This is a genomic window from Pseudomonas sp. LM13, assembly GCF_041381355.1.
GTDB classification, from domain to species: domain Bacteria; phylum Pseudomonadota; class Gammaproteobacteria; order Pseudomonadales; family Pseudomonadaceae; genus Stutzerimonas; species Stutzerimonas frequens.
Window position 1 is genome coordinate 133,945 of record NZ_JACBXH010000006.1, and the last position, 26,612, is coordinate 160,556.

Sequence of the window (26,612 nt, forward strand, 5' to 3'; positions counted from 1 at the left end):
TGGGGGCTCTGAACGAGGTCGTCGTGATGAAGCTGAAAGGTTCCTGCCATTGCCAGGCTGTGCGATTCACCCTTGAGTCGGCGCAGCCATATCCGTTCATGCGCTGTTACTGCTCGATCTGCCGCAAGACTGCGGGCGGGGGCGGCTATGCCATCAATCTGGGTGGCGACTATCGAACCCTGACGGTCGAAGGGCGCTAGCATCTGGGTGTCTACCAGGCGCGTCTCGTCGATGCCGAAACCGGAGAGGTCAAGGTCAGTGACGGCCGCCGACACTTCTGTCGAATCTGCGCCAGTGCGCTGTGGTTGTGGGATCCGAACTGGCCGGATCTGGTCCATCCTTTCGCTTCGGCGATCGATAGCGATCTGCCCGTGCCGCCCGAGCATACGCATCTCATGCTCGACTCCAGGGCCGGCTGGGTGGAGCCGCAGATACAGACGCAGGATCGCTGTTACGCCGAGTACCCTGATGAATCGCTTGCGCAATGGCATCAACGGCTCGGGCTCGGCGGGTCGGCGCCTTAGCCGCGCGGCCGCGGCCGATTGACTAACGGCGGCTCCCTTCGTAATGTGCGACTCTTTTGTCGACCGGCAGGTCCGGTCGTTTCGCTGTGAATGGGGAGTTCAGCTTGAAACCGGTGAAAGTTGGCATCTGTGGGCTGGGGACCGTCGGTGGCGGTACCTTCAACGTGCTCAAACGCAACGCCGAGGAGATTGCCCGCCGTGCCGGGCGCGGAATCGAGGTTGCGCAGATTGCCACCCGGCATCCGAACCCCAAGTGCGACACTGGCGCAACATCTATCACCGCCGACGTCTTCGACGTCGTGAACAACCCGGAAATCGATATCGTCGTCGAGCTCATCGGTGGTTATACCCTTGCCAAGGAGCTGGTACTGCAAGCCATCGAGAACGGCAAGCACGTCGTCACGGCTAACAAGGCACTCATCGCGGTGCATGGCAACGAGATCTTTGCCAAGGCGCGCGAGAAGGGTGTCATCGTCGCCTTCGAGGCGTCCGTCGCGGGCGGGATTCCGGTAATCAAGGCCATTCGCGAGGGGCTGGCCGGCAATCGAATCAACTGGCTGGCCGGCATCATCAATGGCACGGGCAACTTCATCCTCACCGAGATGCGCGAGAAGGGACGCACCTTCGAGGACGTGCTCAAAGAAGCCCAGGAGCTCGGCTACGCGGAGGCCGACCCGACCTTCGACGTAGAAGGCATCGACGCGGCGCACAAGCTGACGATCCTGGCCTCCATCGCTTTCGGAATTCCGCTGCAGTTCGACAAGGCCTATACCGAAGGTATTGCGCGCCTGACCTCGGCCGATGTGAACTATGCCGAGGCGCTGGGTTATCGCATCAAACATCTGGGCGTGGCCCGACGCACCGATAGCGGCATCGAGTTGCGCGTCCATCCCACGCTCATTCCGGCCGATCGCCTGATCGCCAACGTCAACGGGGTGATGAACGCCGTGATGGTCAACGGCGATGCGGTTGGCAGCACACTCTACTACGGTGCCGGCGCCGGAATGGAGCCGACTGCTTCGGCAGTGGTGGCCGATCTGGTGGACGTCGCACGGGCGCTGACGACCGATCCGAACAACCGCGTGCCGCACCTGGCGTTCCAGCCTGATTCGCTGTCCGACCACCCGATTCTGCCGATCAGCGCCTGTGAAAGTGCCTACTACCTGCGCATCCAGGCCAAGGACCATCCGGGTGTTCTCGCTCAGGTGGCGACCATCCTCTCCGAGCGTGGCATCAATATCGAGTCGATCATGCAAAAGGAGGCCGAGGTTCAGGATGGCCTGGTTCCGGTCATACTCGTTACCCATCGAGTGGTCGAGCAGCGTATCGACGACGCCATCGCGGCGCTGGAAGCGCTCGAGGACGTGGTCGGGCAGGTCGTGCGTATCCGTGTCGAACAGCTGAACTAATCCGGCATCGGCGGGCCGGCGCAGGTGGTTTGCCTGCCCGTCGCCCGCAGCCAACACCGAAGGTTTGAATCATGCGTTACATCAGCACCCGTGGCCAAGCGCCGGCCCTGAACTTCGAAGACGTCCTGCTGGCGGGTCTGGCCACCGATGGTGGTCTCTATGTTCCGGAGAACCTGCCGCGGTTCACCGTCGAGGAAATCGCCTCCTGGGCTGGCCTGCCGTATCACGAGCTGGCCTTCCGGGTCATGCGCCCGTTCGTGGCTGGGAGCATTCCAGATGCGGAATTCAAGCGAATCCTCGAGGAAACCTACGGCGTCTTCGCCCATGGTGCCATCGCCCCGCTGCGCCAGCTGAACGGCAATGAGTGGGTGCTCGAACTGTTCCATGGCCCGACCCTGGCGTTCAAGGACTTCGCCCTGCAGCTGCTCGGCCGCCTGCTCGACTACGTGCTGGCCAAGCGTGGCGAGCGCGTGGTGATCATGGGCGCCACCTCGGGTGATACCGGCTCGGCGGCCATCGAAGGCTGCCGCCGTTGCGAGAACGTCGACATCTTCATCCTGCACCCGCACCAGCGTGTGTCGGAAGTGCAGCGCCGGCAGATGACCACCATCCTCGGCGACAACATTCACAACATCGCCATCGAAGGCAACTTCGATGACTGCCAGGAGATGGTCAAGGCCAGCTTCGCCGATCAGGGGTTTCTCAAGGGCACCCGTCTGGTAGCGGTCAACTCGATCAACTGGGCGCGGATCATGGCCCAGATCGTCTACTACTTCCATGCCGCGCTGCAGCTGGGCGGTCCGGCGCGTTCGGTCGCCTTCTCGGTGCCGACCGGCAACTTCGGCGACATCTTTGCCGGTTACCTGGCGCGCAATATGGGGCTGCCGATCAATCAGCTGATCGTCGCCACCAACCGCAACGACATCCTGCATCGCTTCATGTCCGGCAACCGCTACGACAAGGACACCCTGCACCCGTCGCTGTCGCCTTCGATGGACATCATGGTGTCGTCGAACTTCGAGCGTTTGCTCTTCGACCTGCACGGGCGTAATGGCAAGGCCGTGGCGGATCTGCTCGATGGCTTCCGTGCCAGCGGCAAGCTGTCGGTTGAGGAGGATCGCTGGACCGAAGCACGCCGGCTCTTCGACTCGCTGGCCGTGGACGACGAACAAACCTGTGCGACCATCGCCCAGGTGTTCAAGGAAACCGGCGAGGTGCTCGATCCGCATACTGCCATCGGCGTGCATGCGGCCCGTGAATGCCGTCGTAGCCTGAACATCCCGATGGTGACCCTCGGCACTGCGCATCCGGTGAAATTCCCGGATGCAGTGGAGAAGGCGGGCATAGGTCAGGCGCTTGCGTTGCCGGCGCACCTTGCCGATCTGTTCGAGCGCAGCGAGCGTTGCACAGTGTTGCCGAACGAGCTCAAAGCGGTGCAGGCCTTCGTCGGCCAGCACGGCAACCGCGGCAAGCCGCTCTAGGCTGCGGTCAAACGAAAAAGGCCAGTCATGCGACTGGCCTTTTTCGTTCTGGCGTGGAGGCGGTGAGACAGGGCGTCACCTCGGCTCCTCGGGCTGGCTCTGCTATTCGTCGAACTCTTCCCAGCCGCCCATTTCCTTCCAGCGATTGACGATCCCACAGAACAGCTCGGCGGTCTTCTCGGTGTCGTAGCGGGCCGAATGCGCCTCGCGACCGTCGAAATCGATGCCCGCCGCCTGGCAGGCCTTGGCCAGCACGGTCTGCCCGTAGGCGAGGCCGGCGAGGGTGGCGGTATCGAAGCTGGAGAAGGGGTGGAAGGGGTTGCGCTTGATCTCGCAGCGGGCGATGGCAGCGTTGAGAAAGCCCAGGTCGAAGCTGCTGTTGTGCCCGACCAGGATCGCGCGTTTGCAGCCTGCCGATTTCACTGCCTTGCGCACGCTGCGGCAGATGTCCGTCATCGCCTGCAGCTCGGGAACGGCCATGCGCAGTGGGTGGTCGAGCTTGATGCCGGTGAATTCCAGCGCGGCAGGCTCGATGTTGGCGCCGGCGAAGGGCTCGACGCGATAGAACAGCGTGTCCTGCGGGTAGAGCAGACCTTGTTCGTCCATGCCGATGGTCACGGCGGCGATTTCAAGCAGGGCATCGGTCGCGCTGTTGAAGCCACCGCATTCGACATCGATCACCACCGGAAGAAAACCACGGAAGCGCCGTGCCATGGGCGAGCGGGACTTGCCGGGCAGGTGTTCTTCGAGTTCGTCTTCGAACTGCTCCTCACTCATGCGTTCGTCTCCAGGCGCCAGTGCAGGCGTTCGCCGGCTCGCAACGGTATGACGAGCTGCTCGCCGAACGGCAGGCTGGTTGGGACTTCCCACTCCTCGCGTACCAGCGTGATCTGGTCGGTATTGCGCGGCAGGCCATAGAAATCAGGACCGAAGTGGCTGGCAAAGGGTTCCAGCTTGTCCAGCGCCTGACGCTGCTCGAAGGCTTCGGCGTACAACTCGATGGCGGCATGGGCGGTGTAGCAGCCGGCACAGCCGCAAGCGGCTTCCTTGGCATGCTGGGCATGGGGCGCCGAGTCGGTACCCAGGAAGAACTTCGGGTTGCCGCTGGTGGCAGCGTCCAGCAGGGCTTCCTGATGCAGGTTGCGCTTGAGCACCGGCAGGCAGAACAGATGTGGGCGAATGCCACCGACCAGCATGTGGTTGCGGTTGTACAGCAAATGATGGGCGGTGATGGTGGCGCCGACATTGGCTCCAGCTGCCTGGACGAACTGCACCGCGTCACGGGTGGTGATGTGTTCGAAGACCACCCGCAGCGTTGGGAACTTCGCGGTGACCCGGCTCAGCTGCTCGTCGATGAAGTACTTCTCTCGATCGAAAATATCGATCTCGCCGCGCGTGACCTCTCCGTGAACCAACAGCGGCATGCCGACTTCGGCCATGGTTTCCAGCACGTCGAAGACGTTGTCGATGGCGGTCACCCCGGAGGCCGAGTTGGTAGTGGCGCCGGCCGGGTAGAGTTTGACCGCATGGACGAAGCTGCTGGCCTTGGCGCGACGGATGTCGTCCGGCGTAGTGCTGTCGGTGAGGTAGAGCACCATGAGCGGCTCGAAATGGCTGCCGGCTGGGCGAGCGGCCAGAATGCGCTGACGGTAGGCCTCTGCCTCATCGGCGGTACGTACCGGTGGCACCAGGTTCGGCATGATGATGGCGCGGGCGAACTGGCGCGCAACGTCCGCGACGGTATGCGGCAGGACGGCGCCGTCACGCAGGTGAATGTGCCAGTCATCGGGGCGCAGCAGGGTGAGTCGGTCGGACATGCGGGCTTTCCAGGCGGGTGAAACGTGCGCGAATGCTACCGGAAAAGGGCGGTCGCGGCATCTTGCCTTCGTCTGCGAGCTGGATCGCTGACTGCACCGTGCTCAAGTTTGCTGGTTGGACACCGATACCTAGTTGGAACCAGCATCCTCCCGGAGCCCACCGTGCGCCTGCGCCCCCTCGTACTGATGTGCCTGCTCGCTTCACCGGCCAACGCGCTGACCTTTCAGACGCGGCTGGAGCGTGTGCAATGGCAGGTGGAGGGCGACCAGTTCGAGTGTCGGCTGATCCAGCCCATCGCGGGTTTTGGCAGCGGCCAGTTCGTGCGTCGGGCCGGCGAGCAGGCAATTTTCAGCCTGCATTCCCCGGAACGCTGGCTGGGCGCGGGCTCGGCCACGCTGCTGGCCGCCGCCGCGCCGTGGCAGCCGTCACGCAGCGATATCAACCTGGGCGTGGTGTCGATTGGTGGTGGCGATGTTCCGTTCAACAGCACGCAAGCGCAGGCCGGTCGCCTGCTCAGCGGACTGCTCGAAGGGCGCAGCCCGGTGGTGCGCCATCGCACGCAGCATGGCGGCGAAACACTGGAGATCCGCCTGCTACCGGCACGTTTCACCAAGGCTTACGAGGACTATCGCGCCTGTACGGCGAAACTGTTGCCGGTCAACTTTGATCAGGTGCGCCAATCGCAGATCGGCTTTCCCAGCAGCGATGTGGCACTCGACGCGCTGGGACGTGCCAAGCTCGACATCATCCTGCAGTACCTGCGTGCCGACCCCAGCGTGAATCGCATCGAGCTCGACGGTCACTCCGACAATAGCGGCAATCGACTGGTCAATCGCGATCTGTCGAGACGCCGTGCGCTGGCCGTGCAGGAGTACCTGGTCGCCAGTGGCGTGCCACAGGAGCAGATCACCGTGCGCTTCCATGGCGAACGCTATCCCCTGGTGGCCAACAACAGTGAAGCCAATCGGGCCAAGAACCGGCGGGTTACCCTGCGTCTGCAGCGCGAAGCTGCGGCCGCTACGGCCTCGACCGAAGCAAGTGCGCCATCTTCCTGACTGCGCGTCCGCCGCCCCTGTAAAAGCAGCCCCGCGACCGGTAGAATCGCAGGTTTTCCGTATAACCCGTGGAGCTGATGGCATGGCGGACGTTAAGAAGGTAGTTCTGGCCTATTCCGGTGGCCTGGACACCTCGGTGATTCTCAAGTGGCTGCAAGACACCTACAACTGCGAAGTGGTGACCTTCACCGCCGACCTCGGCCAGGGCGAGGAGGTCGAGCCGGCCCGCGCCAAGGCTCAAGCCCTGGGCGTCAAGGAAATCTACATCGATGACCTGCGCGAAGAGTTCGTCCGCGATTTCGTCTTCCCGATGTTCCGTGCCAACACCGTCTATGAAGGCGAGTATCTGCTGGGTACCTCCATCGCCCGTCCGTTGATCGCCAAGCGACTGATCGAGATCGCCAACGAGACCGGCGCCGACGCCATCTCCCACGGCGCCACCGGCAAGGGCAACGATCAGGTGCGCTTCGAGCTGGGTGCCTACGCGCTCAAGCCAGGCGTCAAGGTCATCGCTCCCTGGCGCGAGTGGGATCTGCTGTCGCGCGAGAAGCTGATGGACTACGCCGAGAAGCACGCCATCCCGATCGAGCGCCACGGCAAGAAGAAGTCGCCATACTCCATGGATGCCAACCTGCTGCACATCTCCTACGAGGGCGGCGTGCTGGAAGACACTTGGACCGAGCACGAAGAGGACATGTGGCGCTGGACCAAGTCCCCGGAAGCCGCACCGGACACCCCGACCTACATCGAGCTGACCTACCGCAAGGGCGACATCGTTGCCATCGACGGCAAGGACATGACCCCGGCTCAGGTACTCACCGAACTCAACCGCATCGGTGGCGAGAACGGCATCGGTCGCCTCGATATCGTCGAGAACCGCTACGTCGGCATGAAGTCCCGCGGCTGCTACGAAACCCCCGGTGGCACGATCATGCTCAAGGCCCACCGCGCCATCGAGTCGATCACCCTCGACCGCGAAGTGGCTCATCTGAAAGACGAGCTGATGCCCAAGTACGCCAGCCTCATCTACAACGGCTACTGGTGGAGCCCGGAGCGCAGCATGCTGCAGCAGATGATCGACGCCTCCCAGGTCAACGTGAATGGTGTGGTGCGCCTGAAGCTGTACAAGGGCAATGTCATCGTGGTCGGCCGCAAGTCCGATGATTCGCTGTTCGATGCCAATATCGCGACCTTCGAGGAAGACGGCGGCGCCTACGATCAGGCCGACGCTGGCGGCTTCATCAAGCTCAATGCGTTGCGCATGCGCATCGCCGCGGGCAAGGGCCGTACCCAGTTCTGATAAGCTGGCGTACCCGAGCCTGACCGACCCCGGCCCTGTGCCGGGGTCTTGCTTTCTGCATGGCCACAAGCACTGCCGATGAGGAGAACCCGAACATGAGATTGCTGCATACCATGCTGCGCGTCGGCGACATGGACAAATCCATCGCCTTCTATACCGAGGTGCTGGGCATGACCCTGCTGCGCCGCAAGGATTATCCGGAAGGCAAATTCACCCTGGCCTTCGTCGGCTACGGTGACGAGGCGCACAACAGCGTGATCGAGCTGACCCACAACTGGGGCGTGGAAAAGTACGAGCTGGGCAACGGCTACGGGCATATTGCCCTGGAAGTCGAAGATGTCTACAAGGCCTGCGAAGACATCCGCGCACGTGGCGGCAAGATCACCCGTGAGCCTGGGCCGATGAAACATGGCTCCAGCATCCTGGCGTTCGTCGAGGACCCGGATGGTTACAAGATCGAACTCCTGTCTCCGTCCCGAGCCGACTGATCGGCAGGCATGAAAAAGCCCCTTGCGGGGCTTTTTCTTTTACAGATCGAAGTCGAAGTCGTTCAACTCTTTCTGCAGGCGTCGTTCCTCGAGCAGGTTGTCGATGATCCGGCGCTTGGTCAGATTGGTCTTGGCGACCTCGACTGGGGCTTCGCTGCCCTCGTCGTCATCTTCGGCGATGAAATCGTCTTCGATCTGAATGTCTTCTTTCTCGGCCACTTGTTCACTCCAAGGCTACGGGGCGCTCTTGGCGCACCTTATAGCGGCAAATCTGGAGGCGGTAAAAAAGTTTTTTTCAATCGTGCGGCTGGCTTTTTCGCTATCCGCTCAATCGTCAGATGTCTTGTGCTTGTATTCGCAGAGGTCTTCGATCCGGCAGCTGCCGCACTGCGGTTTGCGCGCCTTGCAGACATAGCGACCATGCAGGATCAGCCAGTGATGCGCGTCCAGCAGATACTCCTTTGGCACGAAGCGGATCAGCTTGCGCTCGACCTCCAGCACGTTCTTGCCGGGGGCGATGCCGGTGCGGTTGCTGACCCGGAAGATATGCGTATCCACCGCCATGGTGAACTGGCGGAAGGCGGTGTTCAGCACCACGTTGGCGGTCTTGCGACCCACTCCGGGTAATGCTTCCAACGCCTCGCGGTTGTCCGGTACCTGGCTGCCATGCTGCTCGATCAGGAGGCGGCAGGTTTCGATGACATTCTTCGCCTTGCTCGGGTACAGGCCGATGGTGCGGATGTATTCGCACAGGCCATCGTAGCCGAGGGCATAGATGGCTTCCGGGGTATTGGCCACCGGGAACAGCTTGGCGGTGGCCTTGTTCACGCCGACGTCGGTGGCCTGGGCCGAGAGGATCACTGCGATCAGCAGCTCGAAGGGTGTGCTGTAGGCCAGCTCGGTCTTCGGCTCGGGATTGTCGTCATGGAAGCGGCGGAAGATCTCCCGGCGTTTTTCGGCATTCATCGGAACGGGGTCACTCGATCACCCCGGTCACCCGTACTCGGCGGCTGGCAGCCGGCGCAGCTGGCTGGGCAGCACGGGCACGTTCGGCGAGTTGTTCGTCGATCCGGTTCTTCAGGGCGATCAGCAGGCCTAGGACGATGAAAGCGCCAGGCGGCAGGATGGCCAGCAGAAAGCCCTTGTAGTCGCTGAACAGGGTGATCTGCCAGTCACTGGCGACCGGCCCGAACAGCAGGTGCATGTTGGCGAACAGCGCGCCGGTGCCGAACAGCTCGCGCAGGCCGCCCAGCACCACAAGCACCAGGCAGAAGCCGATACCCATGATCAGACCGTCGAAGCCGGCGATCAGCGGGTTGTGCTTGGCGGCGAAGCCATCGGCGCGGCCGAGGATCACGCAGTTGGTGGTGATCAGCGGGATGAAGATGCCGAGGATCTGATACAGCTCGTAGGTGAAGGCCTGCATCAGCAGCTCGATGCAAGTGGTCAGCGCGGCGATGATCATCACGAACGCCGGCAGGCGCACGGCAGTGTTGACCACGCCGCGCACCAGCGATACGCCGATGTTCGAGCAGGTCAGCACCAGCATGGTCGCCAGGCCGAGGCCGAGTGCGTTGACCGCCGAGTTGCTGACGCCGAGCAGCGGGCAGAGACCGAGCAGCTGCACCAGCGCCGGGTTGTTCTTCCACAGGCCGTTGACGGTCAGTTCGCGGTAGCTGGGTGTGCTCATGGCTGGTCCCCTTGCGGCTCGGCGGCCGGCTCGGTGGTGCGCAATTCGTCGCGTGTGGCGGCACCGCCGGCGCGTGAGTGGACGGTGGCTTCGGCGGGCTCGGTGCGGCTTTCCAAAACGTCGCCAGCGGCCTCGGTCGTCGCGCCTTCGGCAGCCAGTAGCTCGGCCTTGTGTGCATCGAAGTACTGCAGGGCACGATGCACCGCACCGACCACAGCGCGCGGTGTGATGGTGGCGCCCGCGAACTGGTCGAACTCACCGCGGTCCTTCCTCACCGCCCAGCCGTCGGCCTCCGGGCTCGTTAGCGACTTGCCTTCGAAGCTTCGAATCCAGGGGCTCTTTGCGAGCTCGATCTTGTCGCCGAGACCGGGGGTTTCCCGGTGGCCAATGACTCGCACGCCAGCGACCCGGCCGTCGGCATGGATACCCACCAGCAGATGGATCGCGCCGCTGTAGCCGTCCGGAGCGATGGCCTGGAGGATCACGGCGGTGGGGCGTCCATCCTTGATGGCGACATAGGCGGGCAATGGGCTTCGGTTGCCTAGCAGGCGATCCTGAACCAGCACGCTGTCGTCGAGCAGATGGTTGTCGTAGCTACCAGCCGGGAGGATCTCGCCCAGCGCACGTACCTGGGCGGCGCGTTCAGCGGCCTGGATGCGCTCGGCAGTGCCCTGCTGCAGCAGAGTCACAGCGCCCACGGTAACGATGGCGAACAGGCCCAGCACCGTGGCGTTCTTCAGCATCGAGCGGCTGATTTCCGGAACTATCATGTCATTCGCCCAGCTTGAAGCCGCGCTCGGCCTTGCGGTGGCCGTAGGTGCGCGGGCGGGTGTAGTAATCGATGGTGGGAGCGGCGAGATTCATCAGCAGCACGCCAAAGGCGACACCGTCCGGATAGCCGCCCCAGGCGCGGATGACGTATACCAGCACACCGACACCAGCACCGAAAATGAGGCGTCCGCGTGGGCTGGTGGCGCTGCTGACCGGATCGGTGACGATGAAGAAGGCGCCGAGCATGGTGGCGCCGCTGAGTAGATGGAACAGCGGCGAACCGTTGCTATCGGAACCCGAGCCGTTCCAGAACAGCAGGCTCATCAGCATCAGCGCGCCGAGCATGCCGACTGGCGCGTGCCAGCTGAACAGCCGCTTGTGTAGCAGGAACAGGCCGCCAGCAAGAAACGCGAGGTTCACCACTTCCGAGCCGATGCCGCCGAAGTGGCCGAAGGCCGGGTTGCGCCAGAGTTCGTCGATGGTCAGGCTCTTGTTCACCTTGAGCACATCCAGGGCGGTGGCCTGGGTCCAGCCGTCGGGAAGCGAAGCGATACCGAGGATATGCTGCAGGCCGGCACTCAGCCCGACACTGTGTGGCACCGGCCAGGTGGTCATCTCCACCGGGAAGGAGATAAGTACCACTACGTAGCCGATCATCGCCGGGTTGAAGGGGTTCTGGCCCAGGCCGCCATACAGCTGCTTGCCGAACACCACAGCGCAGCCGGTGGCGATCAGCGTCAGCCACCAGGGCGAGTAGGGCGGCAACGCCAAGGCCAGCAGCAGGGCGGTGACCAGCACGCTGCCGTCGCGCAGAAAGAAGCCCACCGGCCGCTGCCGCAGGCGGAGAATCGCCGCTTCGAAGGCAAGTGCGGCGAGCGATGCCCAGGCGAGGTTGATCAGCGTGCCGGCGCCGTAGAGCCAGGTCAGCACAACCACTCCGGGCAGGGTGGCCGCGAGCACCAGCAGCATGACCCGCTGGGTACGGTTGGCGCCCTTGGCGTGGGGCGAGGTGATGCGGGGCAGGGCCATTGGCTCTCCGGTGAAGGTGTTGTCTTGGGGCGTGGCCTGGGCCACTTCCTCGAATCTCTCTGACTTGTCGAGCGACTACACCAGCACACCGGTGCAGCGGTCATTTCTCACGATTGCTGATAGTCCGCCAGCTGCCGTTCGGCTTCGCTGAGTCGCAGGCGAGCGGCTTCCAGTGTCGTTGGCTCGGTCTGTTCGTCTCGCTCCAGCTTGCGCAGATCGGCGCGGGCGAAGGCAACCTCGGTCTTCAGTTCGCGCTGGCGCTCATCGACACCGGGCTTGCTGGTGCGCACCAGTTCCGGGGCAGGCTTGTGCGAGGCTTCTTCGGCCGCATGCAGGGCTTTTTCGGCCGCCTGCAGCGCGTCGCGCAGCCGGCTGAGTTCCGCCTCTTGCGCGTAGGCCTTCTCGGCTTTCTTCAGTTCGGCGCGTTTCATCGCCAGTTCGATCTTGGCTTTTTTCAGCGCCTCGTCGCTCGCCGGCTTGGCGGCGGGAGCTGGAGCGGTGCTCTGGGCGGCTGCTAGGGCTTGTTCAGCTTCGTGCAGCTGCTGACGCAGACGCGCGAGCTCGGCCTGCTGGTCGTCGTCCGGCGCTTCGAGCTTCTCCAGCTTGCGGATCTGCGCCTTGAGCATGGCGGCTTCGATCTTGGCCTTTTTCAGCGCCTCGTCGTCCCCTGGTTTGGCGGCGGGAGCGGGGGCGGCACTCTGCGCGGCTGCCAAGGTTTGTTCGGCTTCGTGCAGCTGCTGACGCAGACGCGCGAGCTCGGCCTGCTGGTCGTCGTCCGGCGCTTCGAGCTTTTCCAGCTTGCGGATCTGCGCCTTGAGCATGGCGGCTTCGATCTTGGCCTTCTTCAGCGCCTCGTCGTCCGCTGGTTTGGCGACTGGGGCGGGCGCGGCGCTCTGGGTGGCTGCCAAGGTTTGTTCGGCTTCATGCAGCTGCTGACGCAGACGCGCGAGCTCGGCCTGCTGGTCGTCGTCCGGTGCTTCGAGCTTTTCCAGCTTGCGGATCTGCGCCTTGAGCATGGCGGCTTCGATCTTGGCCTTTTTCAGCGCCTCGTCATCCGCTGGTTTGGCGGCGGGAGCGGGCGCGGCGCTCTGCGCGGCTGCCAAGGTTTGTTCGGCTTCGTGCAGCTGCTGACGTAGACGCGCGAGCTCGGCCTGCTGGTCGTCGTCCGGCGCTTCGAGCTTTTCCAGCTTGCGGATCTGCGCCTTGAGCATGGCGGTTTCGATCTTGGCCTTTTTCAGCGCCTCGTCGTCCGCTGGCTTTGCGGTAGGCGCGGCGCTGGCGCTCTCCTGCATGGCGGCATCGAGTGCCTGCTGCGCCGCTTCGGCGGCTTTGCGCAGATCGGCAACCTGGGCTTGAAGTTCGGGCGTGTCGTGTGCGGCGAGCTGCTTTTCGGCCTTCTTCAGGGCGACCTGGGCCATGCTGGCTTCGATCTTCAATTTCTTCTGGCTTTCCGAGAGCCCCGATTTGGGCGCTGAGCTCGGGGTTGCAGCGGCGCTATCGGAGGCCGTCTGCACGCTTTCGCCCTGCGCCGCCTTGGCGCGTGCGGCGCGCTCGGCGCGGGCCTTGCGCTCGGCTTCCTTCTGTTCTTCGGCGCGGCGCAGACGCTCCTGGCGCAGTTCGAAGCGCTGCTTGGAGTGCTCGGCTTTCTGCTGCTTCTGCTCCAACTCACGGATCTCGCCCTTGGCGGCGCGGTAGTACTGCACCAGCGGGATGCTCGACGGGCAGACGTAGGCGCAGGCTCCGCACTCGATGCAGTCGAACAGGTTATGGGCCTTGAGCTGCTCGTGCTCCTGGCCGAGGGCAAAGAAATGCAGCTGCTGCGGCAGCAGGCTGACCGGGCAGGCCTCGGCGCACTCGCCGCAGCGGATGCAGGGCAGCGCTGGCGGCGGCGGAGGCAGTTCTTCGAGCGTGCTGGCGAGCAGGCAGTTGGTGGTCTTGATCACCGGCACGTCGAGGGACGGCAGGGTAAAGCCCATCATCGGGCCGCCCATGATCAGGCGGTTGAGCCGGCTCTGCTCGAGTCCGGCGAACGCGAGCAGTTCTTCGACTGGCGTGCCGATCAGCACCTCGACGTTCATCGGGCGCGCAAGTGCTTCGCCGGTGAGGGTGGTGATTCGCGAGATCAGCGGTTTGCCGAGCAGCACGGCGTCATGGATAGCAACGCAGGTGCCGACGTTCTGGCAGAGCATGCCGATATCCGCGGGCAGGCCACCGCTGGGCACCTCTTCGCCAGTCAGAATCTGGATCAGCTGCTTCTCGCCGCCGGAGGGGTACTTGGTCGGAAAGACCTTGAGCACGAATGGGCGCTCTCCGATGGCGGCGCGCACCGCGGCGACGGCCTCGGGTTTGTTGTCCTCGATGCCGATCAGCACGTCCTGCGGTTGGATCAGGTGCGCGAGGATTTCGATACCCGCCACTAGTTCGGCGGCTTTCTCGCGCATCAGCAGGTCGTCGGCGGTGATGTACGGCTCACACTCGGTGCCGTTGATGATCAGTGTGCGGATGCGCTGTGTCGGTGGCGGGGTCAGTTTGACCGCAGTGGGAAAGCCGGCGCCGCCGAGGCCGCTGATTCCGGCCTGACGAATCAGTTCGAGCAACACCGGACGCTCCAGCGCACGGTAATCGGGGTGGGGCTCGAGTTCGAGCCAGCAGTCCTCACCATCGCTGTCGATGACGATTGCGTCGACGAGCATGCCCGAGACGTGCGGGTAGGGTTGTGGGCCGATGAAGCTGACCACGCCGGATGTCGGCGCGTGCAGCGCGGCGCTGACGAAACCGCTGGCGAGCGCGATCTGCTGGCCCTTGAGCACGCGTTCGCCGAGCGTCACGCAGGGTTCGGCCGGTGCGCCCAGGTGCTGCGCCAAGGGCAGGACCAGGCGCTTGGGCAGTGGCGCAGGCTGGATCGGGGTGCGGTTGGACAACTCCTTGTGCTCCGGCGGATGGATGCCGCCGTGGATGTCCCATACCTTGAGTGAGGTCATGCCGCCTGCTCCCGGTCAGTCGCGATCAGCTGGCCGGGCGCCAGCGGCCGGTTCCACTTCCAGCTCTGCAGGTTGCTGCCGACCTCGATCATGTCGATGCAATCCACCGGGCAGGGCTCGACGCAGAGGTCGCAGCCGGTGCACTCGGAGATTATGACGGTATGCATCTGCCGTGCGGCACCGACGATGGCGTCCACCGGGCAGGCCTGGATGCACTTGGTGCAACCAATGCACTCGGCTTCGCGGATGTAGGCGACCATCTGCGGCTTCTCGCCGCCTTCGGCATCCAGCGGTTCCGGCTCGACATCGAGCAGGTCGGCCAGCGCCTGGATGGTCGCTTCGCCGCCCGGCGGGCACTTGTTGATCTTGTCGCCGCCGGCGATGGCCTCGGCGTAGGGCTTGCAGCCCGGGTAGCCGCACTGGCCGCACTGGGTCTGCGGCAGCAGGGCATTGATCTGCTCGGCGATGGGGTCGCCCTCGACGCGAAAGCGCACGGCGGCGAAACCGAGGATGGCACCGCCAAGCAGGCACAGGGCGAGCAGTGCAAGCACTGCGATGAGAACCGCACTCATAGCTTGATCAGTCCGGTGAAGCCCATGAAGGCCAGCGACATGAGGCCGGCGGTGATCATGCCGATCGCCGCGCCCTGGAACGATCTGGGCACATCGGCAATGGCGATGCGCTCACGCATGGCGGCGAACAGCACCAGCACCAGGGAAAAGCCCAGCCCCGCGGCGAAGCCGTTCACGGTGGCGGTCAGGAAGGTGAACTCGGCCTTGTTGGCGTTGAGCAGGGCCACGCCTAGGACGATGCAGTTGGTGGTGATCAGCGGCAGGAAGATGCCGAGCACGCGATAGAGCAGCGGACTGGTCTTGTTTACCACCATTTCGGTGAACTGGACGGTTACGGCAATCACCAGAATGAAGCTGATGGTGCGCAGGAATTCCAGGTCCAGCGGCTTGAGCACGTACTGCTGAACGAGATAGCTGCACATCGCTGCCAAGGTCAACACGAAGGTGGTCGCCAGCGACAGGCCGATGGCCGTCTCGATCTTCTTCGACACGCCCATGAACGGGCATAGACCGAGGAACTGCACCAGCACGAAATTGTTGACCAGAATGGCGCTAACCATGATCAGGGCGAGTTCGGTCATCTAGGGTCTGTTCCCGTTCCGTCGCGCTCTGCGAGAGCCGTGGGGCTAAAGGGCCGCTATTATCGGGAAGCGGCGGCGGGCATACAAGCTGCGGCAGCCCGTCGCGCTGATCCGGCGACATCTGGAGCAGGCCCAGACGCTACATGGCCGCCGGTTGTCCGCCGTTTCAGCAGCTGGCCGCTGGTTGTGGTCTGATGAGCTGGGGTCCATGACACCATCGGAGGTGTTCCCATGAGCATTCGATCATTATTGGTCCTGCTGTGCCTCGGCCTGGGGGCGAGCCTGCAGGCGCAGGCGGATCGGCGAGACGGCGTCTGGGTGTTCCAGGCTGAAAGCCCACGCTATTACAACCATGGTTATAGTGCCGGCTACGGCCAGGGCTACAACCGTGGCTATCGGCATGACAGCCGTCCCCGTCAGTACGATCCGCGCAGCCCTTATTCGCACTATCCTCAGTATCCACGTAACCTGCCGCCGCGGTATCAGAGCCAGCTCCCACCGCAGTACTACGATCGTCACCGCGGTTTCGAGCGCCGCGAGCACTGGCCCCCGGATCATCGTCAGCAACGCCCGCACATCATTCGCGACGGCCGCGATCATCGGCTGCGGCCTCATTACAACCGGGACGGCCGCTACCAGCAGCAGTACCGACCCTACCGGCGTTGAAACCGCATTATTCAGACAAGGCCGGTGTCGTTCAGTCGGAACGAGCTTCGCTGCCGAAGGTGCGTCATATCGGCAGCTGAACGACCTGCACAAGTCCCGCTACGGATGCGTCAGCGGTTGCGCCAGCGCGGATCGCGCTTTTCGAGAAAGGCGTTGACGCCCTCGAGCGTGTCTTCGGCTTCGAACAATCCGACGAACGCCTCGCGCTCTGCCGCCGCGAACGTGGCGGGAACCCGTAGCCGTGCTCCGTCGATCAGAGGTTTGATGGCGCGTACCGCCACTGGGCTCTGGCGTGCCACGCGGGAGGCGAGGAGCAGGGCATGGCCGCGCGACTGGCCAGGTTCGACCACCTGCTCGACTAGGCCGATGCGTAGTGCTGTCTCCGCGGTGATGCGCTCGCCGCAGAGGATCATGCGTTTTGCCCAGCCTTCGCCGACCAGCCAGGCCAGGGCTTGAGTGCCGCCAGCGCAGGGCAATAGTCCGACCGAGGCTTCCGGCAGGCCCAGCTGCGCTTGCTGCTCAGCGATGCGCAGGTCACAAGCCAGCGCGCACTCAAGCCCACCACCGAGGGCGAAACCGTTGATTGCGGCGATCGAGACACCGCGGAAATCGCGCAGCGTTTCGAAGGCTTCGCCGAAGCGCCGGGCCATCTCCCGCGCTCGGTTTCGGTCGCCGTCGGCGAATAGCTTGAGGTCGGCGCCGGCGCTGAAGAACTTCTCGCCCTGGCCGCAGATCACCAGAGCATAGATATCATCGTCGTGGTTGAGATGCTCCACCACTTGCTTGAGACCGATCAGCGACTCTCGGTCCCAGGTATTGGCCGGTGGGTGATTGATGGTGATGAGGGCGGTGTGACCGTGTTTTTCCACGGTCAGCTTGTGAGTCAGGTCGAAGACGCCGGCTTGATAGGGTTCTAGTGCGGTAGTCATATCGAGATCCTCTTGACAGGTCAGGGCTGCCGGCCGGCGCCTGAATCTGCCTCCGCGCCTGTATCCCAAGCTCGCCGAGGTTGCAGTGGACACCGGTCCCAGAAAAGTCCCGTTGGCAGCGCCTGCTCGCGTCAGGCGCTGCCGTTGCAGGTCACTGTAGCCTAGTCGGCTGCCCGCCGGCACGGCGCTCTTCCTGCCACTCGGTCAGCGAAGGGGCGGCCTGCTCGCCGGACAGACGATGGACGATCTCGAAATAGTCCTGCTTGAAGCGGTCCTTGAGAACTTCCTCGCGCGGCTTCACGCGCACTGCGTAGACCGACTGCACGTTCTGATGGTCGAACGCGCGCCATTGCTGGCGATCCTTAAGCAGGGTGTAGCTGTGGTCTTCCATCGCCGCGATGACCTGCTCGCTGCCGATGCTCCTAGCCCGTTTGGCTGCATCCGCCCATTGATGAACGATGCTATAGGCCGAGGCAGCGGAGCTCGACGGGTGGGTCTGGTAGCGCTCGCCGAAATCCCGGACGAAGGCCTTGCCGCGCTCGGAACCCTCCAGGTCTGGAACTCGCCAGGTCCAGGGCTCCGTGCCAAGAACGCCGTGCATGATGTCGGGGCCGGCCAGTTCGACCATCGACAGCGTCAGGTTGGGAACAGCGATCTGCATCCTCTTGTTCAGGCCTAGATCATCGGCGATGCGCATGGCACGCACCATGTCCTCGCCGAAAAGCACCAGTACCAGGACGTCGGCGTTACTGCTGGCGGCTTTCTCCAGTGCTGCCCGGTAATCGGACAGGCGAGCGCCCGGAAATGCCGTTTTGATACCTGGATGCCTGTTCTGGTCGACGGTGCCCGTAGCCTGGCGCAACGAGCTCTCGCTGGTATGGCCCCAGGTGTAGTCGGAAGTGATATAGAAGTAGTTCTTGCCCGGCAGGTTCTCGTTCAGATACTGCCCCAGCACGCGCGCACTCATCCAGGCGTTGTTGCACTCGCGGAACATGTAGCGGTGGCCGTCTTTGCCGGTCGTGTCGTTGGAGTACGTCAGCGTGCCGAAGTAGAGCAGCCCTCTTTCCTTGGCGCGCTTGCTCGCTGCGATAGCCACGGCGCTGGAGACGCCGCCGAACAGCATCGCGACGCCTTCGTCGGCCATCTTGTCGACATTGGCGACCGCCTTCTCGGGGCGTGAGGCCGTATTGCGGCTGATGAGTTGCAGCGGGCGGCCGAGCACGCCTCCTGCTTCGTTGATTTCGTCGATGGCCAACAGGGCGCCCCGCATCTGCGCCAGACCTTCTTCCTTGTAGCTGCCAGTGCGGGGGTAATTGAGGCCGAGTGTGATGGGATCGGCAGCCTGAGCCGTAAGACAAAACCCCAGCCCTAGCGCCAGAAGAGTAATCCGGTTCATTGCATGTTCCTTGTTGTCGCTTTTGTTATTGGTTTGTCGGCAGTTGGCTTTTTTACCCTGCGGCTGGGGTAGGCGTCACTCTTTATGTGCGCATCGGAAGCCTTGTCCGCATCAGTCCGTGAGCCAGGTGCAATTATGACTAAAGGAGGGGGATGATATTGCGGTGACGCAATGGTCGAGGCGTTTCGGCGTTGACAAGGGCGCCCGGCGTTCCTTAGGGTTCCGCCGTTTGGCTATCCAGAAACCGCTCATGACCCAGGATGATCGCATCAAGCTCGAGGCTGGCTGGAAAGAAGCCCTGCGCGACGAGTTCGACAAACCCTACATGCAGCAACTGGCCGCGTTTCTGCGTCGCGAAAAGGCTGCCGGCAAGGTGATCTTCCCGCCGGGGCCGCTGATCTTCAATGCGCTCAACTCGACGCCCCTCGAGCAGGTCAAAGTGGTCATCCTCGGGCAGGACCCTTATCACGGGCCAGGGCAGGCGCACGGCTTGTGTTTCTCGGTGCAGCCTGGCGTGGCACCGCCGCCGTCGTTGCAGAACATCTTCAAGGAGCTCAAGCGCGACCTCAACCTACCGGTTCCTTCTCACGGCTATCTGCAGCGCTGGGCGGAACAGGGGGTGCTGATGCTAAACACCTCGCTGACGGTGGAGCAGGGCTTGGCAGGATCCCATGCCAAGGCTGGCTGGCAGCAATTCACCGACCGCGTGATCGAGGTGGTTGGCGAGTGTCGCCCGCATCTGGTGTTCATGCTCTGGGGGGCGCACGCACAGTCGAAGGCGCGACTGATCGATCCGACGCGGCATTTGATGCTCAAGTCGGCGCATCCTTCGCCACTGTCGGCGCATCGTGGTTTTCTGGGTAACGGGCACTTCAGTCGTGCCAATCAGTTTCTGAGACAGCAAGGTCTTGAGCCGATCGACTGGCAACTGCCTGACCGGGTATGACCCGATGCCGGCTTGCGGCATCGGGTTCGGGCCTCAGTTCTGCTGGCCGTGCTTGGCCTGTAGTTCCTTCGCTTGCTTGAGGTGTTCTTCCAGCTTGGGCAGGGTCTGTTGGGCGAACTGCTTGAGGTCCGGGTTGTCGCCGCCCTCGACATAATCCCGGTACAGCTCAATGGTTTGTTCATGCGCGACGACCTGATTGTTGGCATAAGCCTCGTCGAAGTTCTCGCCGTCACGCAGCTGGAGAATCATCGCCTTCGCCTTGTCCATCAGTGTGGCCTCGTCGGACATCTCGAGGTTCTTCTGTTGGGCCAGTTGCGCAAGTTTTTGATTGGCCTGGGTATGGTCGTCGATCATCTTCTGGGCGAACTGCTTCACATCCTCGGACGTGCCTTTGTCCAGCGCCATCTTTGCCGTTTCGATTTCGGCGATGCCCTTGGCCGAGGCCTCGTCGACGAAGTTATCTCCTTCGGCAGCCAGCGCGATATTCGCGGCGAAGCCGAACAGCAGGGCAAGGGCGCCCGAGAAGAAGGTCTTGGTTGTTGTTCTGCTCATTGCGTCCTTTCTACCTGATTCGTGTCGGCGCAGTGGGGTGCGAGGCACGATGCGGCGAGATTGCCGTCCCTTTTTGTGACTAGGCGCCACAGGGACGGTTCCTCGTGCTCGGCGAACGGTGAGCGAGTGGGCCGGGTTAATGAAGCATCGTCATCGCTGCGTCCATCGCAGCTGACAGGTCTTCGTCTTCCTGGAGGAGCGTATTCGGGTCGAGCCCCAGCTTGCTGAAGGCGGGGATGTTGTTCCAGTCAAGCTGGGTATAGGGGTGCTGGCTGCCGAGGTGGCTCTGCAGGGTGGCGACCTGGACGATGTCCACGTAATCGACGCTATCGGAGTTGCGTTGGAAATCGGTGTACTGGCCGGCCACCGACGCGATCGAGTCGGGGAAGTCCCAGGTACGCAGGATCTTTTCGCCAACCAGGGGGTGGATCCGGTCGATGACGTGGTTGAGGCTGAACGAATCGGCAAGCAGTGCGCCGTGCTCTTCGGCATAGGTCAGTATCGGCAGGATACCAATCTGATGAACCAGCCCCGCAAGAGTCGCCTGGTCTGGCATCAGGCGCGTGTAATGACGGCACAGCACATGGCTGATGGCGGCCACTTCGGTGCTCTTGTTCCAGACCTCACGCATCTTGCGGTCGACGATATCGGTGGTGGCCTGGAACATCTGCTCCATGGCCAGGCCAGTCGCCAGGTTGCAGGTGTAGTTGATGCCGAGGCGGCTGACCGCCATCTGCAGGTCGTCGATTTCCCGGCTGGTGCGCAACAGCGGGCTGTTGACGACCTTGATGATGCGCGCGGTGAGCGCTGCATCGTTGCCGATGACCTTGCTCAGTGCCGGTATGCTGATGTCCGGGTCTTCCGCGGCTTCGCGTACGCGCAACGCGACCTCCGGGAGCGTGGGCAGAACCAGCTCATCATTCTCGATCGCATCTGTCAGTTCACGCTGGACTTTCTCTGCAAGGGTGCTCATGTCATTCCTTTAGGTGTCGGTCGGTGTCGCTCGGGCGCTTGTCCAGATACTGCTGCATACAGTCCCTATGGTGCGCCTCTTGGCTCGTGCGTGCCGGCTCCGGTTCGCACTAACGCTGAATTTCCCGATCAGGATCGAGGTTGTAAGGAAGCTCTAGCAGTTCCAAAGGCAATCCGTCCGGCGAGCCGAGGTACAGCCGCCCATCCGCGACAGCATCCTCCTGCACTACGGCAAGCAATTCGATTCTGTCTGTGCTGGTGGCGGCCAGCACCACTTCGCCAACGCTCGAGCCGTGAACGGGGGAGAACAGCTCGATGCCTGGCGCTGGCAGTTCGTCTGGCTCGCCGCGGGTCGCAAGACGGTAAAGGCGGCGCTTCAGCTTGCCGAGGTACTGCATGCGCGCCACGATTTCTTGGCCGGTATAGCAACCTTTCTTGAAGCTCACGCCGCCAAGTGCCTGCAGGTTGATCATCTGCGGGATGAACAAGTCGCGGGTGCTGGCGAAGACCTGGCCGATGCCGGCGCGAATCTGGTCGAGCAGCCAGCGATCAAGTGCTGCCTCTTTCAGCTGCGCACTCAGGCGGGACCGGACCTGTTCAGCCTCATCAGAGGCCCAGAGTTCTGCACGGCCGTCATGCAGTCGGATAGCGATCAGGCCGGTGCCTCGTACCACGCTGTCGGGACTTTGCGGCAAGTCCAGGCCCAGGCTGACCAGCGCACCGTCGCCTCCAAACAGCCCGTAACGACACCATCGGGATGACTCATCGCTGAGTCGCGACTTGGAGAAAACGGCGTATTTGCTCAGGTCCGCCTGTTGCGACTGCAGCAGCTCGCTGGCCATGGCCAGAAGAAAGCCATCGTCGTCCGATACGATGCGGAAGCTCGATTGCATCCGGCCTTTGGGAGTGCAGCGTGCGCCCAGGCTGGATGTTTCGGCATTCAGATAGTTGAGATTGCAGGTCAGTTGACCCTGGAGAAATTTGCTGGCATCCGGGCCGCGCACGGCAAGGACGCCTTCATGCGACAGAACGCAGAAATAAGCAGTGTCGGTCATGATCGGTCGCCGTCTGAATCCGGGCGGACATCATAGCAGGCCGCTGAAAACGGTTGCGCAGTGGCCGTTGCTGGCGGGTGAAAAAAGCGGCTGATGAGTGCGAGACAGCCGTTATAATGCCGGCCTTCTCAAAAGGAGCCGTTGTATGGCCGAGCAATCCGAACTCAATCGTCTGTTCTGGCAAAGTCGCCGCGGCATGCTGGAGCTGGATGTGCTGCTGGTGCCTTTCGTCAAGGAAGTCTATCCGGGACTCGATGAAGAGGATCAGCGTCGCTACCGCAAGCTGTTGAGTTGTGAGGACCAGGACATGTTCGGCTGGTTCATGCAGCGAGGCGAACCAGAAGACGAGGACCTGCGTCGCATGGTCCGCATGATTCTCGATCGTGTCCAGCCCAAGTAGCCAGCACTTCGAATGTCACTGGCGGCCGTCGCGGCTGCTGTTCGCCTTCTACCTGCTTGTTCAGTCGTTCGCACTGATGGCCATCGCCCTGTCCGGCCTGCCTGGCTGGGCGTCGCTGGGTTGCTGGCTGTTGTGCGGCGTACATGCCTGGTACGTGCTGCCAAAGGCCATTTTGCTGTCGGCGGAAGGGGCCTGGCGTGGCCTGCGCCACGACGAACACGGTTGGCAGTTATGGAGTGCTGGGCAGGGATGGCAGCCAATACAACTGCTGCCGGACAGCCTGGCGCTGCCGCTGATCATAGTGCTGCGTTTTCGTGTGCCGGGACGCCGTTTTGCCGGCAGTGTCTGCGTGCCCTGCGACGCGCTGCGGCAGGATCAGCATCGTCGCCTGAGGGTGCGTCTTAAATTCAGTCGGCGTAGGTGGGCGGTACCAGGATAGTGTCTGCGGCGTGGGCGAGCAGCTCGGGATAATTGAGGGTGTAGTGCAGCCCACGACTTTCCTTGCGCTCCATTGCCGAGCGGATCATCAAATCCGCCACCAGCGCCAGGTTCCGCAGTTCTAGCAGGTCGCGGCTGACCTTGTAGTTGCTGTAGAACCACCCTCGAAGAGGCTCAAACCCACTGGAATCAAGGGTTTCAGCCGATGAGCCAGCAACACGAAGCCGCTACTGTTAGAAAACTGTTAGAAACATCCCTCGCCAAACCGTGGCACTACCGCCGATCCGGTGTGTATTACCTTCGGGTCCGTCCTCAGGGCTCTGTGGCATCCTGTACCGTCTCGCTCCGCACTACCGACCGACCTACCGCAATGACCACCAGTAAGCAGCTCCAGACGGCTCTCAGGGCCTTCCACCTCGACAATCCCGACTCAACATGGCCTGAGCTACGCGACCACCTCCGGTCCATCGCTGAGGACCTTCTGGCGACTCCTACGGAGTGGGAGCTGTTGGATGTCATGGGCCTGACTTACTCGGACCTCAATGATGACCTGGGGCGAATCGCATCGACTGCCGCCCTGACTGTCCCTCAGGCTAAAGGCGTATCCATGGCGAGGCAGATCATGCAGGCGGCTGAGAGGAGGCTGGGAGGTGACCCAAGGCAGTTGGTGAAGTTAATAGACGAAATAGATAGCCAGGAAGTCTCTGATAGCCCCAGAGCATCGTCCGTTTCCCTATCTGTAAGTCCACCTCAGGGACAACCTCAAGCCGTCCACCAGCCACTCACCTTCGAGGCCCTGGCGGCGCTCTACATCGCCGAGCAGACTGGCAACTTACAGCCCAGCACCATGCGCGACATAAAGTCGTCCTGCGGCGTCCTGGGGGATGCTCTGGGGAGCTTGGACATCAAGGCTCACACCCGGTCGGACCTTGTGGGGCTCAAGGAGAAGCTACTGGAGGGCAGAGCGCCATCTACGGTTAACAAGCTCCTGGCTCGCCTATCTACTGTCCTGCTTTGGGCAGTCAACACGGGGCACCTTGAGCGAACTTATGACAAGGGCTTGAAGATCACCGGCAAGGCGTCCCAGAGCAAGCGCAAGGCGTTTTCCCCAGACCAGATACAGTCGATCATGGCCTATGCGAACGGCCTTCCAGCGGCTTCCTGGGAGCGATGGGCGCTATCTCTTGGGGTTATCGCTGGGCCGCGCATTGAGGAGCTACGCCAGTTGACCAGTGGTGACGTTAAGCAGGTTGGCAATGCCTGGGTTATTGACATCAACGAGGGGGACGGAAAGAGCATCAAGAATCGTCATTCGGTCCGAGTGGTCCCGCTGGTAGACGGTGCCCTTGGGTTTGACCTTGAGGCTTTCCTGGGGTTTGTCCAGAGCAAGTCACACCCAGGTTTACTTGAGCCTGCCGACACCACAAAGGCTGTTCCGATGCGGCTTTTCAATGTCGGTACAGGGCAATTCTCGGCGGTCCTAAATGGTGCCCTCCAGTCTGCTGCCGGTTACGAAGCGCGCGGGAATCTTTCGTTTCACTCGCTGAGACATTCCATTGCTTCACTGCTGAAGGCTTATGGGGTCTCGGCTGTGATTGCCCAGGCGATCCTGGGGCACAGCTCGCAGTCGATCACCTTTGACCTCTACGGAGGAGGGCAACAGGTCGGAGTGGAGAAGATGAAGGAGGCGCTGGAGACGGCCCTTGAACGGTGAAGCAACGGAGGGACCATGAGGCCCCCTGCGTGCTGTGTGAAAGCGGCCACCAGCTTTATACTCGGCTTCGGAGTTTGAGCTTCCGGCTTACGGGGCCAAGAGCGGAATCGAACCGCCGACACTGAGGTAGGAAGCTGTCCCCTGGGTTTCGGCGTGGATTGTAAGCTTAAGCCAGCCTCATGTGTGACCGTTCACGATTATCTCATTGGCCGATACAGTGTTCACTATCAAGCGCGAATAAGGATCTCGATTTTATCGACGCCAACCCCGAGGCCGATAGCCAGCCTTCTTTTGGCTTGGTCAATCGTCAGCCCTTCCTCATCGTCTTCTAAGGCATTCAATTGTGCCTCGTTCTCATCATCGTCTTCGTAACGGCCGTCAATCCTCATGGTTTCTTGCGCTGAGCACACCGGTTTGAATTCAAGTTCGTCCAATGTCAATCCGAGCTCGCCGAGCTTCATATAAGCAATGGGATTTCGTCCGTTTTGCCATCCGCAAGGGATGTTAACCTCGGCGTACTCGCTTATTTCTACAATCTTTCTAATAACGCCTTTTGGCGAAACGCTGACCTTCCGGATTTCAGATATCTTTCCGATAAGGAATGCCGACCCGTGTGGGTGGGACGCATTTCCCCAATCGAGGTTTCGGTTCTGGATGCATACGATATAGCGCATTTTTCCGGCATGGCTCGACGAAATGCGCCACGCTTGGCTGCCGCCTTCTCTCAAGATTCGTTCGATTCCTCTGCAGGTATAGACGACGAGGCACGGGGTAACGTCGGAAGTGGCTGTGATACTTTTCATTTTTTTCGGCTCCTAAGATGGATTTATTCCTCCTCACAATAGCATTTCTACGTAGAGAGTCAATAGAGATTGATTAGATATGGAGATTTTCGGCTATTTCTAACGAATCTCTAAGAGCGCTGCGCTTGGGTTGTGTCTTGCAGAGCGTCTGTGAGCTGTTGTTATCTACGAGTAGCGAGGCCTGAAGGGGTGGAGTGGTTACAGTGCGTAGAACAAGCACGACTGAGGTGTCGATTTCGGTATACATCAAAGGCCACACCGGGACCCAACCGAAACCGTGGCTCTTGGGTGTAGCGATAATGCCCGTTGACTATTCTTTTCGATGCACATAATGTAGCTACATCCAAATCGCTACAGGGCATCCCTCCATGCTGATCCGCGCTTACCTCCGAGCTTCCACTACTGAACAAGACGCCACCCGTGCAAAGGACCAGCTTCGCGAGTTCGCCCAGGGCTTCGGGCATCGAGTGGCTGGCTACTACATCGAGAATGAATCCGGGGCCACCCTCAAGCGTCCCGAGTTGTTCCGCCTGCTGGCTGATAGCGAACCTGGGGATGTTCTGCTGGTTGAGCAAGTGGATCGGCTGGCCCGCCTGAATGAATCTGACTGGTCCAAGCTGCGGGCCGAACTCCAGGGGAAGGGCGTTCTTGTGGTCGCACTCGATCTGCCGACATCCCACCAAGCCATGAGCGCCAACCGAGCGGCACCGGATGACTTCACCGGGAGAATGCTGGCGGCTATCAATACGATGCTACTTGACATGCTGGCCGCAGTTGCCCGCAAAGATTACGAAGATCGACGTAGAAGGCAGGCCCAGGGAATCGAGAAGGCCAAGGCCGATGGGGCGTATCGAGGAAGGAAAACGGACGAGGGCCTTCACAGGCGCATTCGGACGCTACTCGATGAAGGGAAGTCGATCCGGGCGGTCGCGAGCCTCTTGGGCTGCTCAACAAATACGGTCCAGCGGGTCCGGGCGACGCTGTAGAGCGTTCCTGGGTGAAATCTGAGGCGCTCGCTGGATGATTCCCTTGCTGCGTAAAC

The 26,612-nt window shown here is 62.1% G+C and carries 27 protein-coding genes and 2 pseudogenes; 12 read left to right on the forward strand and 17 right to left on the reverse strand.

Annotated features, from left to right (window positions below; all coding sequences use genetic code 11):
* Positions 1-26 precede the first annotated feature (26 nt).
* The 3 genes and pseudogenes from HZR81_RS07410 to thrC all read left to right on the forward strand — a co-directional run bounded on the left by HZR81_RS07410 (position 27) and on the right by thrC (position 3,414).
* Positions 27-524 (forward strand): annotated as a pseudogene (locus tag HZR81_RS07410) (GFA family protein).
* A gap of 104 nt (positions 525-628) precedes the next feature.
* Positions 629-1,933 carry a homoserine dehydrogenase gene (locus HZR81_RS07415; protein ID WP_500127712.1) on the forward strand — a complete coding sequence of 435 codons (1,305 nt, stop codon included), beginning with the start codon at positions 629-631 and terminating at the stop codon, positions 1,931-1,933.
* A 71-nt stretch (positions 1,934-2,004) separates the two neighbouring features.
* A complete protein-coding gene (thrC, locus tag HZR81_RS07420) occupies positions 2,005-3,414 on the forward strand; it encodes a threonine synthase (RefSeq protein ID WP_500127713.1) in 1,410 nt (469 codons plus the stop codon).
* A gap of 102 nt (positions 3,415-3,516) precedes the next feature.
* On the opposite strand, the gene rnt is transcribed toward thrC, so the two are convergent.
* Together rnt and pyrC are read right to left on the reverse strand one after the other, a co-directional pair.
* A complete protein-coding gene (gene rnt / locus HZR81_RS07425; protein WP_500127714.1) occupies positions 3,517-4,191 on the reverse strand; it encodes a ribonuclease T in 675 nt (224 codons plus the stop codon).
* Positions 4,188-5,231, reverse strand: coding sequence for a dihydroorotase (gene pyrC, locus HZR81_RS07430; RefSeq protein WP_270052548.1), 1,044 nt, complete (start codon positions 5,229-5,231; stop codon positions 4,188-4,190). Before pyrC ends, rnt begins: the two co-directional genes overlap by 4 nt.
* A gap of 162 nt (positions 5,232-5,393) precedes the next feature.
* Between pyrC and HZR81_RS07435 the strand changes: the two genes are divergently transcribed.
* The 3 genes from HZR81_RS07435 (at position 5,394) to gloA (ending at position 8,075) form a co-directional block, all read left to right on the forward strand.
* Complete coding sequence (locus HZR81_RS07435) at positions 5,394-6,287, forward strand: flagellar protein MotY (RefSeq protein ID WP_200600018.1); 894 nt, start codon at positions 5,394-5,396, stop codon at positions 6,285-6,287.
* Between the two features lie 82 nt (positions 6,288-6,369).
* The gene (locus tag HZR81_RS07440) at positions 6,370-7,587 is read left to right on the forward strand and encodes an argininosuccinate synthase (RefSeq protein ID WP_102840679.1); all 1,218 of its coding nucleotides are present in this window, start codon (positions 6,370-6,372) and stop codon (positions 7,585-7,587) included.
* A 95-nt stretch (positions 7,588-7,682) separates the two neighbouring features.
* Positions 7,683-8,075 (forward strand): lactoylglutathione lyase, encoded by a 393-nt coding sequence (gene gloA / locus HZR81_RS07445; RefSeq protein ID WP_500127715.1) that lies wholly within the window; start codon positions 7,683-7,685, stop codon positions 8,073-8,075.
* 39 nt (positions 8,076-8,114) lie between these two features.
* Here the strand turns inward: gloA and HZR81_RS07450 are convergent, their stop codons facing one another.
* From HZR81_RS07450 to rsxA, 8 genes are all read right to left on the reverse strand, one after another.
* Positions 8,115-8,294 carry a PA3496 family putative envelope integrity protein gene (locus tag HZR81_RS07450; RefSeq protein WP_106442912.1) on the reverse strand — a complete coding sequence of 60 codons (180 nt, stop codon included), beginning with the start codon at positions 8,292-8,294 and terminating at the stop codon, positions 8,115-8,117.
* Between the two features lie 108 nt (positions 8,295-8,402).
* Positions 8,403-9,041: an endonuclease III gene (gene nth / locus HZR81_RS07455; RefSeq protein WP_500127716.1), complete on the reverse strand. Its 639-nt coding sequence runs from the start codon at positions 9,039-9,041 to the stop codon at positions 8,403-8,405.
* A 10-nt stretch (positions 9,042-9,051) separates the two neighbouring features.
* Positions 9,052-9,765, reverse strand: coding sequence for an electron transport complex subunit E (locus HZR81_RS07460; protein WP_200594560.1), 714 nt, complete (start codon positions 9,763-9,765; stop codon positions 9,052-9,054).
* Positions 9,762-10,535, reverse strand: a complete 774-nt coding sequence (rsxG, locus tag HZR81_RS07465; protein ID WP_500127717.1) for an electron transport complex subunit RsxG — start codon at positions 10,533-10,535, stop codon at positions 9,762-9,764. Before rsxG ends, HZR81_RS07460 begins: the two co-directional genes overlap by 4 nt.
* Position 10,536: 1 nt before the next feature.
* Positions 10,537-11,565: an RnfABCDGE type electron transport complex subunit D gene (locus tag HZR81_RS07470; protein WP_500127718.1), complete on the reverse strand. Its 1,029-nt coding sequence runs from the start codon at positions 11,563-11,565 to the stop codon at positions 10,537-10,539.
* A 107-nt stretch (positions 11,566-11,672) separates the two neighbouring features.
* Positions 11,673-14,546, reverse strand: a complete 2,874-nt coding sequence (rsxC, locus tag HZR81_RS07475) for an electron transport complex subunit RsxC (protein ID WP_500127719.1) — start codon at positions 14,544-14,546, stop codon at positions 11,673-11,675.
* Positions 14,543-15,118: an electron transport complex subunit RsxB gene (gene rsxB, locus HZR81_RS07480; RefSeq protein ID WP_011912393.1), complete on the reverse strand. Its 576-nt coding sequence runs from the start codon at positions 15,116-15,118 to the stop codon at positions 14,543-14,545. The genes rsxC and rsxB overlap by 4 nt, the downstream gene beginning before the upstream one ends.
* Complete coding sequence (rsxA, locus tag HZR81_RS07485) at positions 15,115-15,699, reverse strand: electron transport complex subunit RsxA (protein ID WP_011912394.1); 585 nt, start codon at positions 15,697-15,699, stop codon at positions 15,115-15,117. Before rsxA ends, rsxB begins: the two co-directional genes overlap by 4 nt.
* A 231-nt stretch (positions 15,700-15,930) precedes the next feature.
* On the opposite strand from rsxA, the gene HZR81_RS07490 reads away from it, so the two are divergent.
* Complete coding sequence (locus HZR81_RS07490; RefSeq protein WP_500127720.1) at positions 15,931-16,365, forward strand: hypothetical protein; 435 nt, start codon at positions 15,931-15,933, stop codon at positions 16,363-16,365.
* A 110-nt stretch (positions 16,366-16,475) separates the two neighbouring features.
* Here the strand turns inward: HZR81_RS07490 and HZR81_RS07495 are convergent, their stop codons facing one another.
* Both HZR81_RS07495 and HZR81_RS07500 read right to left on the reverse strand, forming a co-directional pair.
* On the reverse strand, positions 16,476-17,294 hold the full coding sequence (locus HZR81_RS07495; RefSeq protein ID WP_102840686.1) for an enoyl-CoA hydratase: 819 nt from the start codon (positions 17,292-17,294) through the stop codon (positions 16,476-16,478).
* Positions 17,295-17,445: 151 nt separating this feature from the next.
* Positions 17,446-18,690 (reverse strand): ABC transporter substrate-binding protein, encoded by a 1,245-nt coding sequence (locus HZR81_RS07500; RefSeq protein WP_063544743.1) that lies wholly within the window; start codon positions 18,688-18,690, stop codon positions 17,446-17,448.
* A gap of 250 nt (positions 18,691-18,940) precedes the next feature.
* Here HZR81_RS07500 and ung point away from each other — a divergent pair, with 250 nt between their 5' ends.
* A complete protein-coding gene (gene ung, locus HZR81_RS07505; protein WP_063544745.1) occupies positions 18,941-19,636 on the forward strand; it encodes a uracil-DNA glycosylase in 696 nt (231 codons plus the stop codon).
* Between the two features lie 33 nt (positions 19,637-19,669).
* On the opposite strand, the gene HZR81_RS07510 is transcribed toward ung, so the two are convergent.
* The 3 genes from HZR81_RS07510 to ygfZ all read right to left on the reverse strand — a co-directional run bounded on the left by HZR81_RS07510 (position 19,670) and on the right by ygfZ (position 22,215).
* Complete coding sequence (locus tag HZR81_RS07510) at positions 19,670-20,188, reverse strand: DUF4142 domain-containing protein (protein WP_063544747.1); 519 nt, start codon at positions 20,186-20,188, stop codon at positions 19,670-19,672.
* A 136-nt stretch (positions 20,189-20,324) separates the two neighbouring features.
* Positions 20,325-21,161, reverse strand: coding sequence for an HDOD domain-containing protein (locus HZR81_RS07515; RefSeq protein WP_125868366.1), 837 nt, complete (start codon positions 21,159-21,161; stop codon positions 20,325-20,327).
* Positions 21,162-21,270: 109 nt separating this feature from the next.
* Positions 21,271-22,215 carry a CAF17-like 4Fe-4S cluster assembly/insertion protein YgfZ gene (gene ygfZ / locus HZR81_RS07520; protein WP_316959199.1) on the reverse strand — a complete coding sequence of 315 codons (945 nt, stop codon included), beginning with the start codon at positions 22,213-22,215 and terminating at the stop codon, positions 21,271-21,273.
* Positions 22,216-22,360: 145 nt separating this feature from the next.
* On the opposite strand from ygfZ, the gene HZR81_RS07525 reads away from it, so the two are divergent.
* Complete coding sequence (locus HZR81_RS07525; protein ID WP_003293594.1) at positions 22,361-22,615, forward strand: FAD assembly factor SdhE; 255 nt, start codon at positions 22,361-22,363, stop codon at positions 22,613-22,615.
* Positions 22,599-23,054, forward strand: a complete 456-nt coding sequence (locus tag HZR81_RS07530) for a protein YgfX (RefSeq protein ID WP_125868368.1) — start codon at positions 22,599-22,601, stop codon at positions 23,052-23,054. Before HZR81_RS07525 ends, HZR81_RS07530 begins: the two co-directional genes overlap by 17 nt.
* Here HZR81_RS07530 and HZR81_RS07535 read toward each other — a convergent pair.
* Positions 23,023-23,211: pseudogene (locus HZR81_RS07535) on the reverse strand (L-aspartate oxidase); the annotation flags it as partial. The gene HZR81_RS07530 and the pseudogene HZR81_RS07535 overlap by 32 nt on opposite strands.
* A 212-nt stretch (positions 23,212-23,423) precedes the next feature.
* On the opposite strand from HZR81_RS07535, the gene HZR81_RS07540 reads away from it, so the two are divergent.
* Positions 23,424-24,767 carry a tyrosine-type recombinase/integrase gene (locus HZR81_RS07540; protein ID WP_500127721.1) on the forward strand — a complete coding sequence of 448 codons (1,344 nt, stop codon included), beginning with the start codon at positions 23,424-23,426 and terminating at the stop codon, positions 24,765-24,767.
* A 227-nt stretch (positions 24,768-24,994) separates the two neighbouring features.
* On the opposite strand, the gene HZR81_RS07545 is transcribed toward HZR81_RS07540, so the two are convergent.
* Positions 24,995-25,570, reverse strand: a complete 576-nt coding sequence (locus HZR81_RS07545; RefSeq protein ID WP_278361835.1) for a hypothetical protein — start codon at positions 25,568-25,570, stop codon at positions 24,995-24,997.
* Between the two features lie 368 nt (positions 25,571-25,938).
* Between HZR81_RS07545 and HZR81_RS07550 the strand changes: the two genes are divergently transcribed.
* Positions 25,939-26,556: a recombinase family protein gene (locus tag HZR81_RS07550; protein WP_278361836.1), complete on the forward strand. Its 618-nt coding sequence runs from the start codon at positions 25,939-25,941 to the stop codon at positions 26,554-26,556.
* The last annotated feature ends 56 nt before the right edge of the window (positions 26,557-26,612 follow it).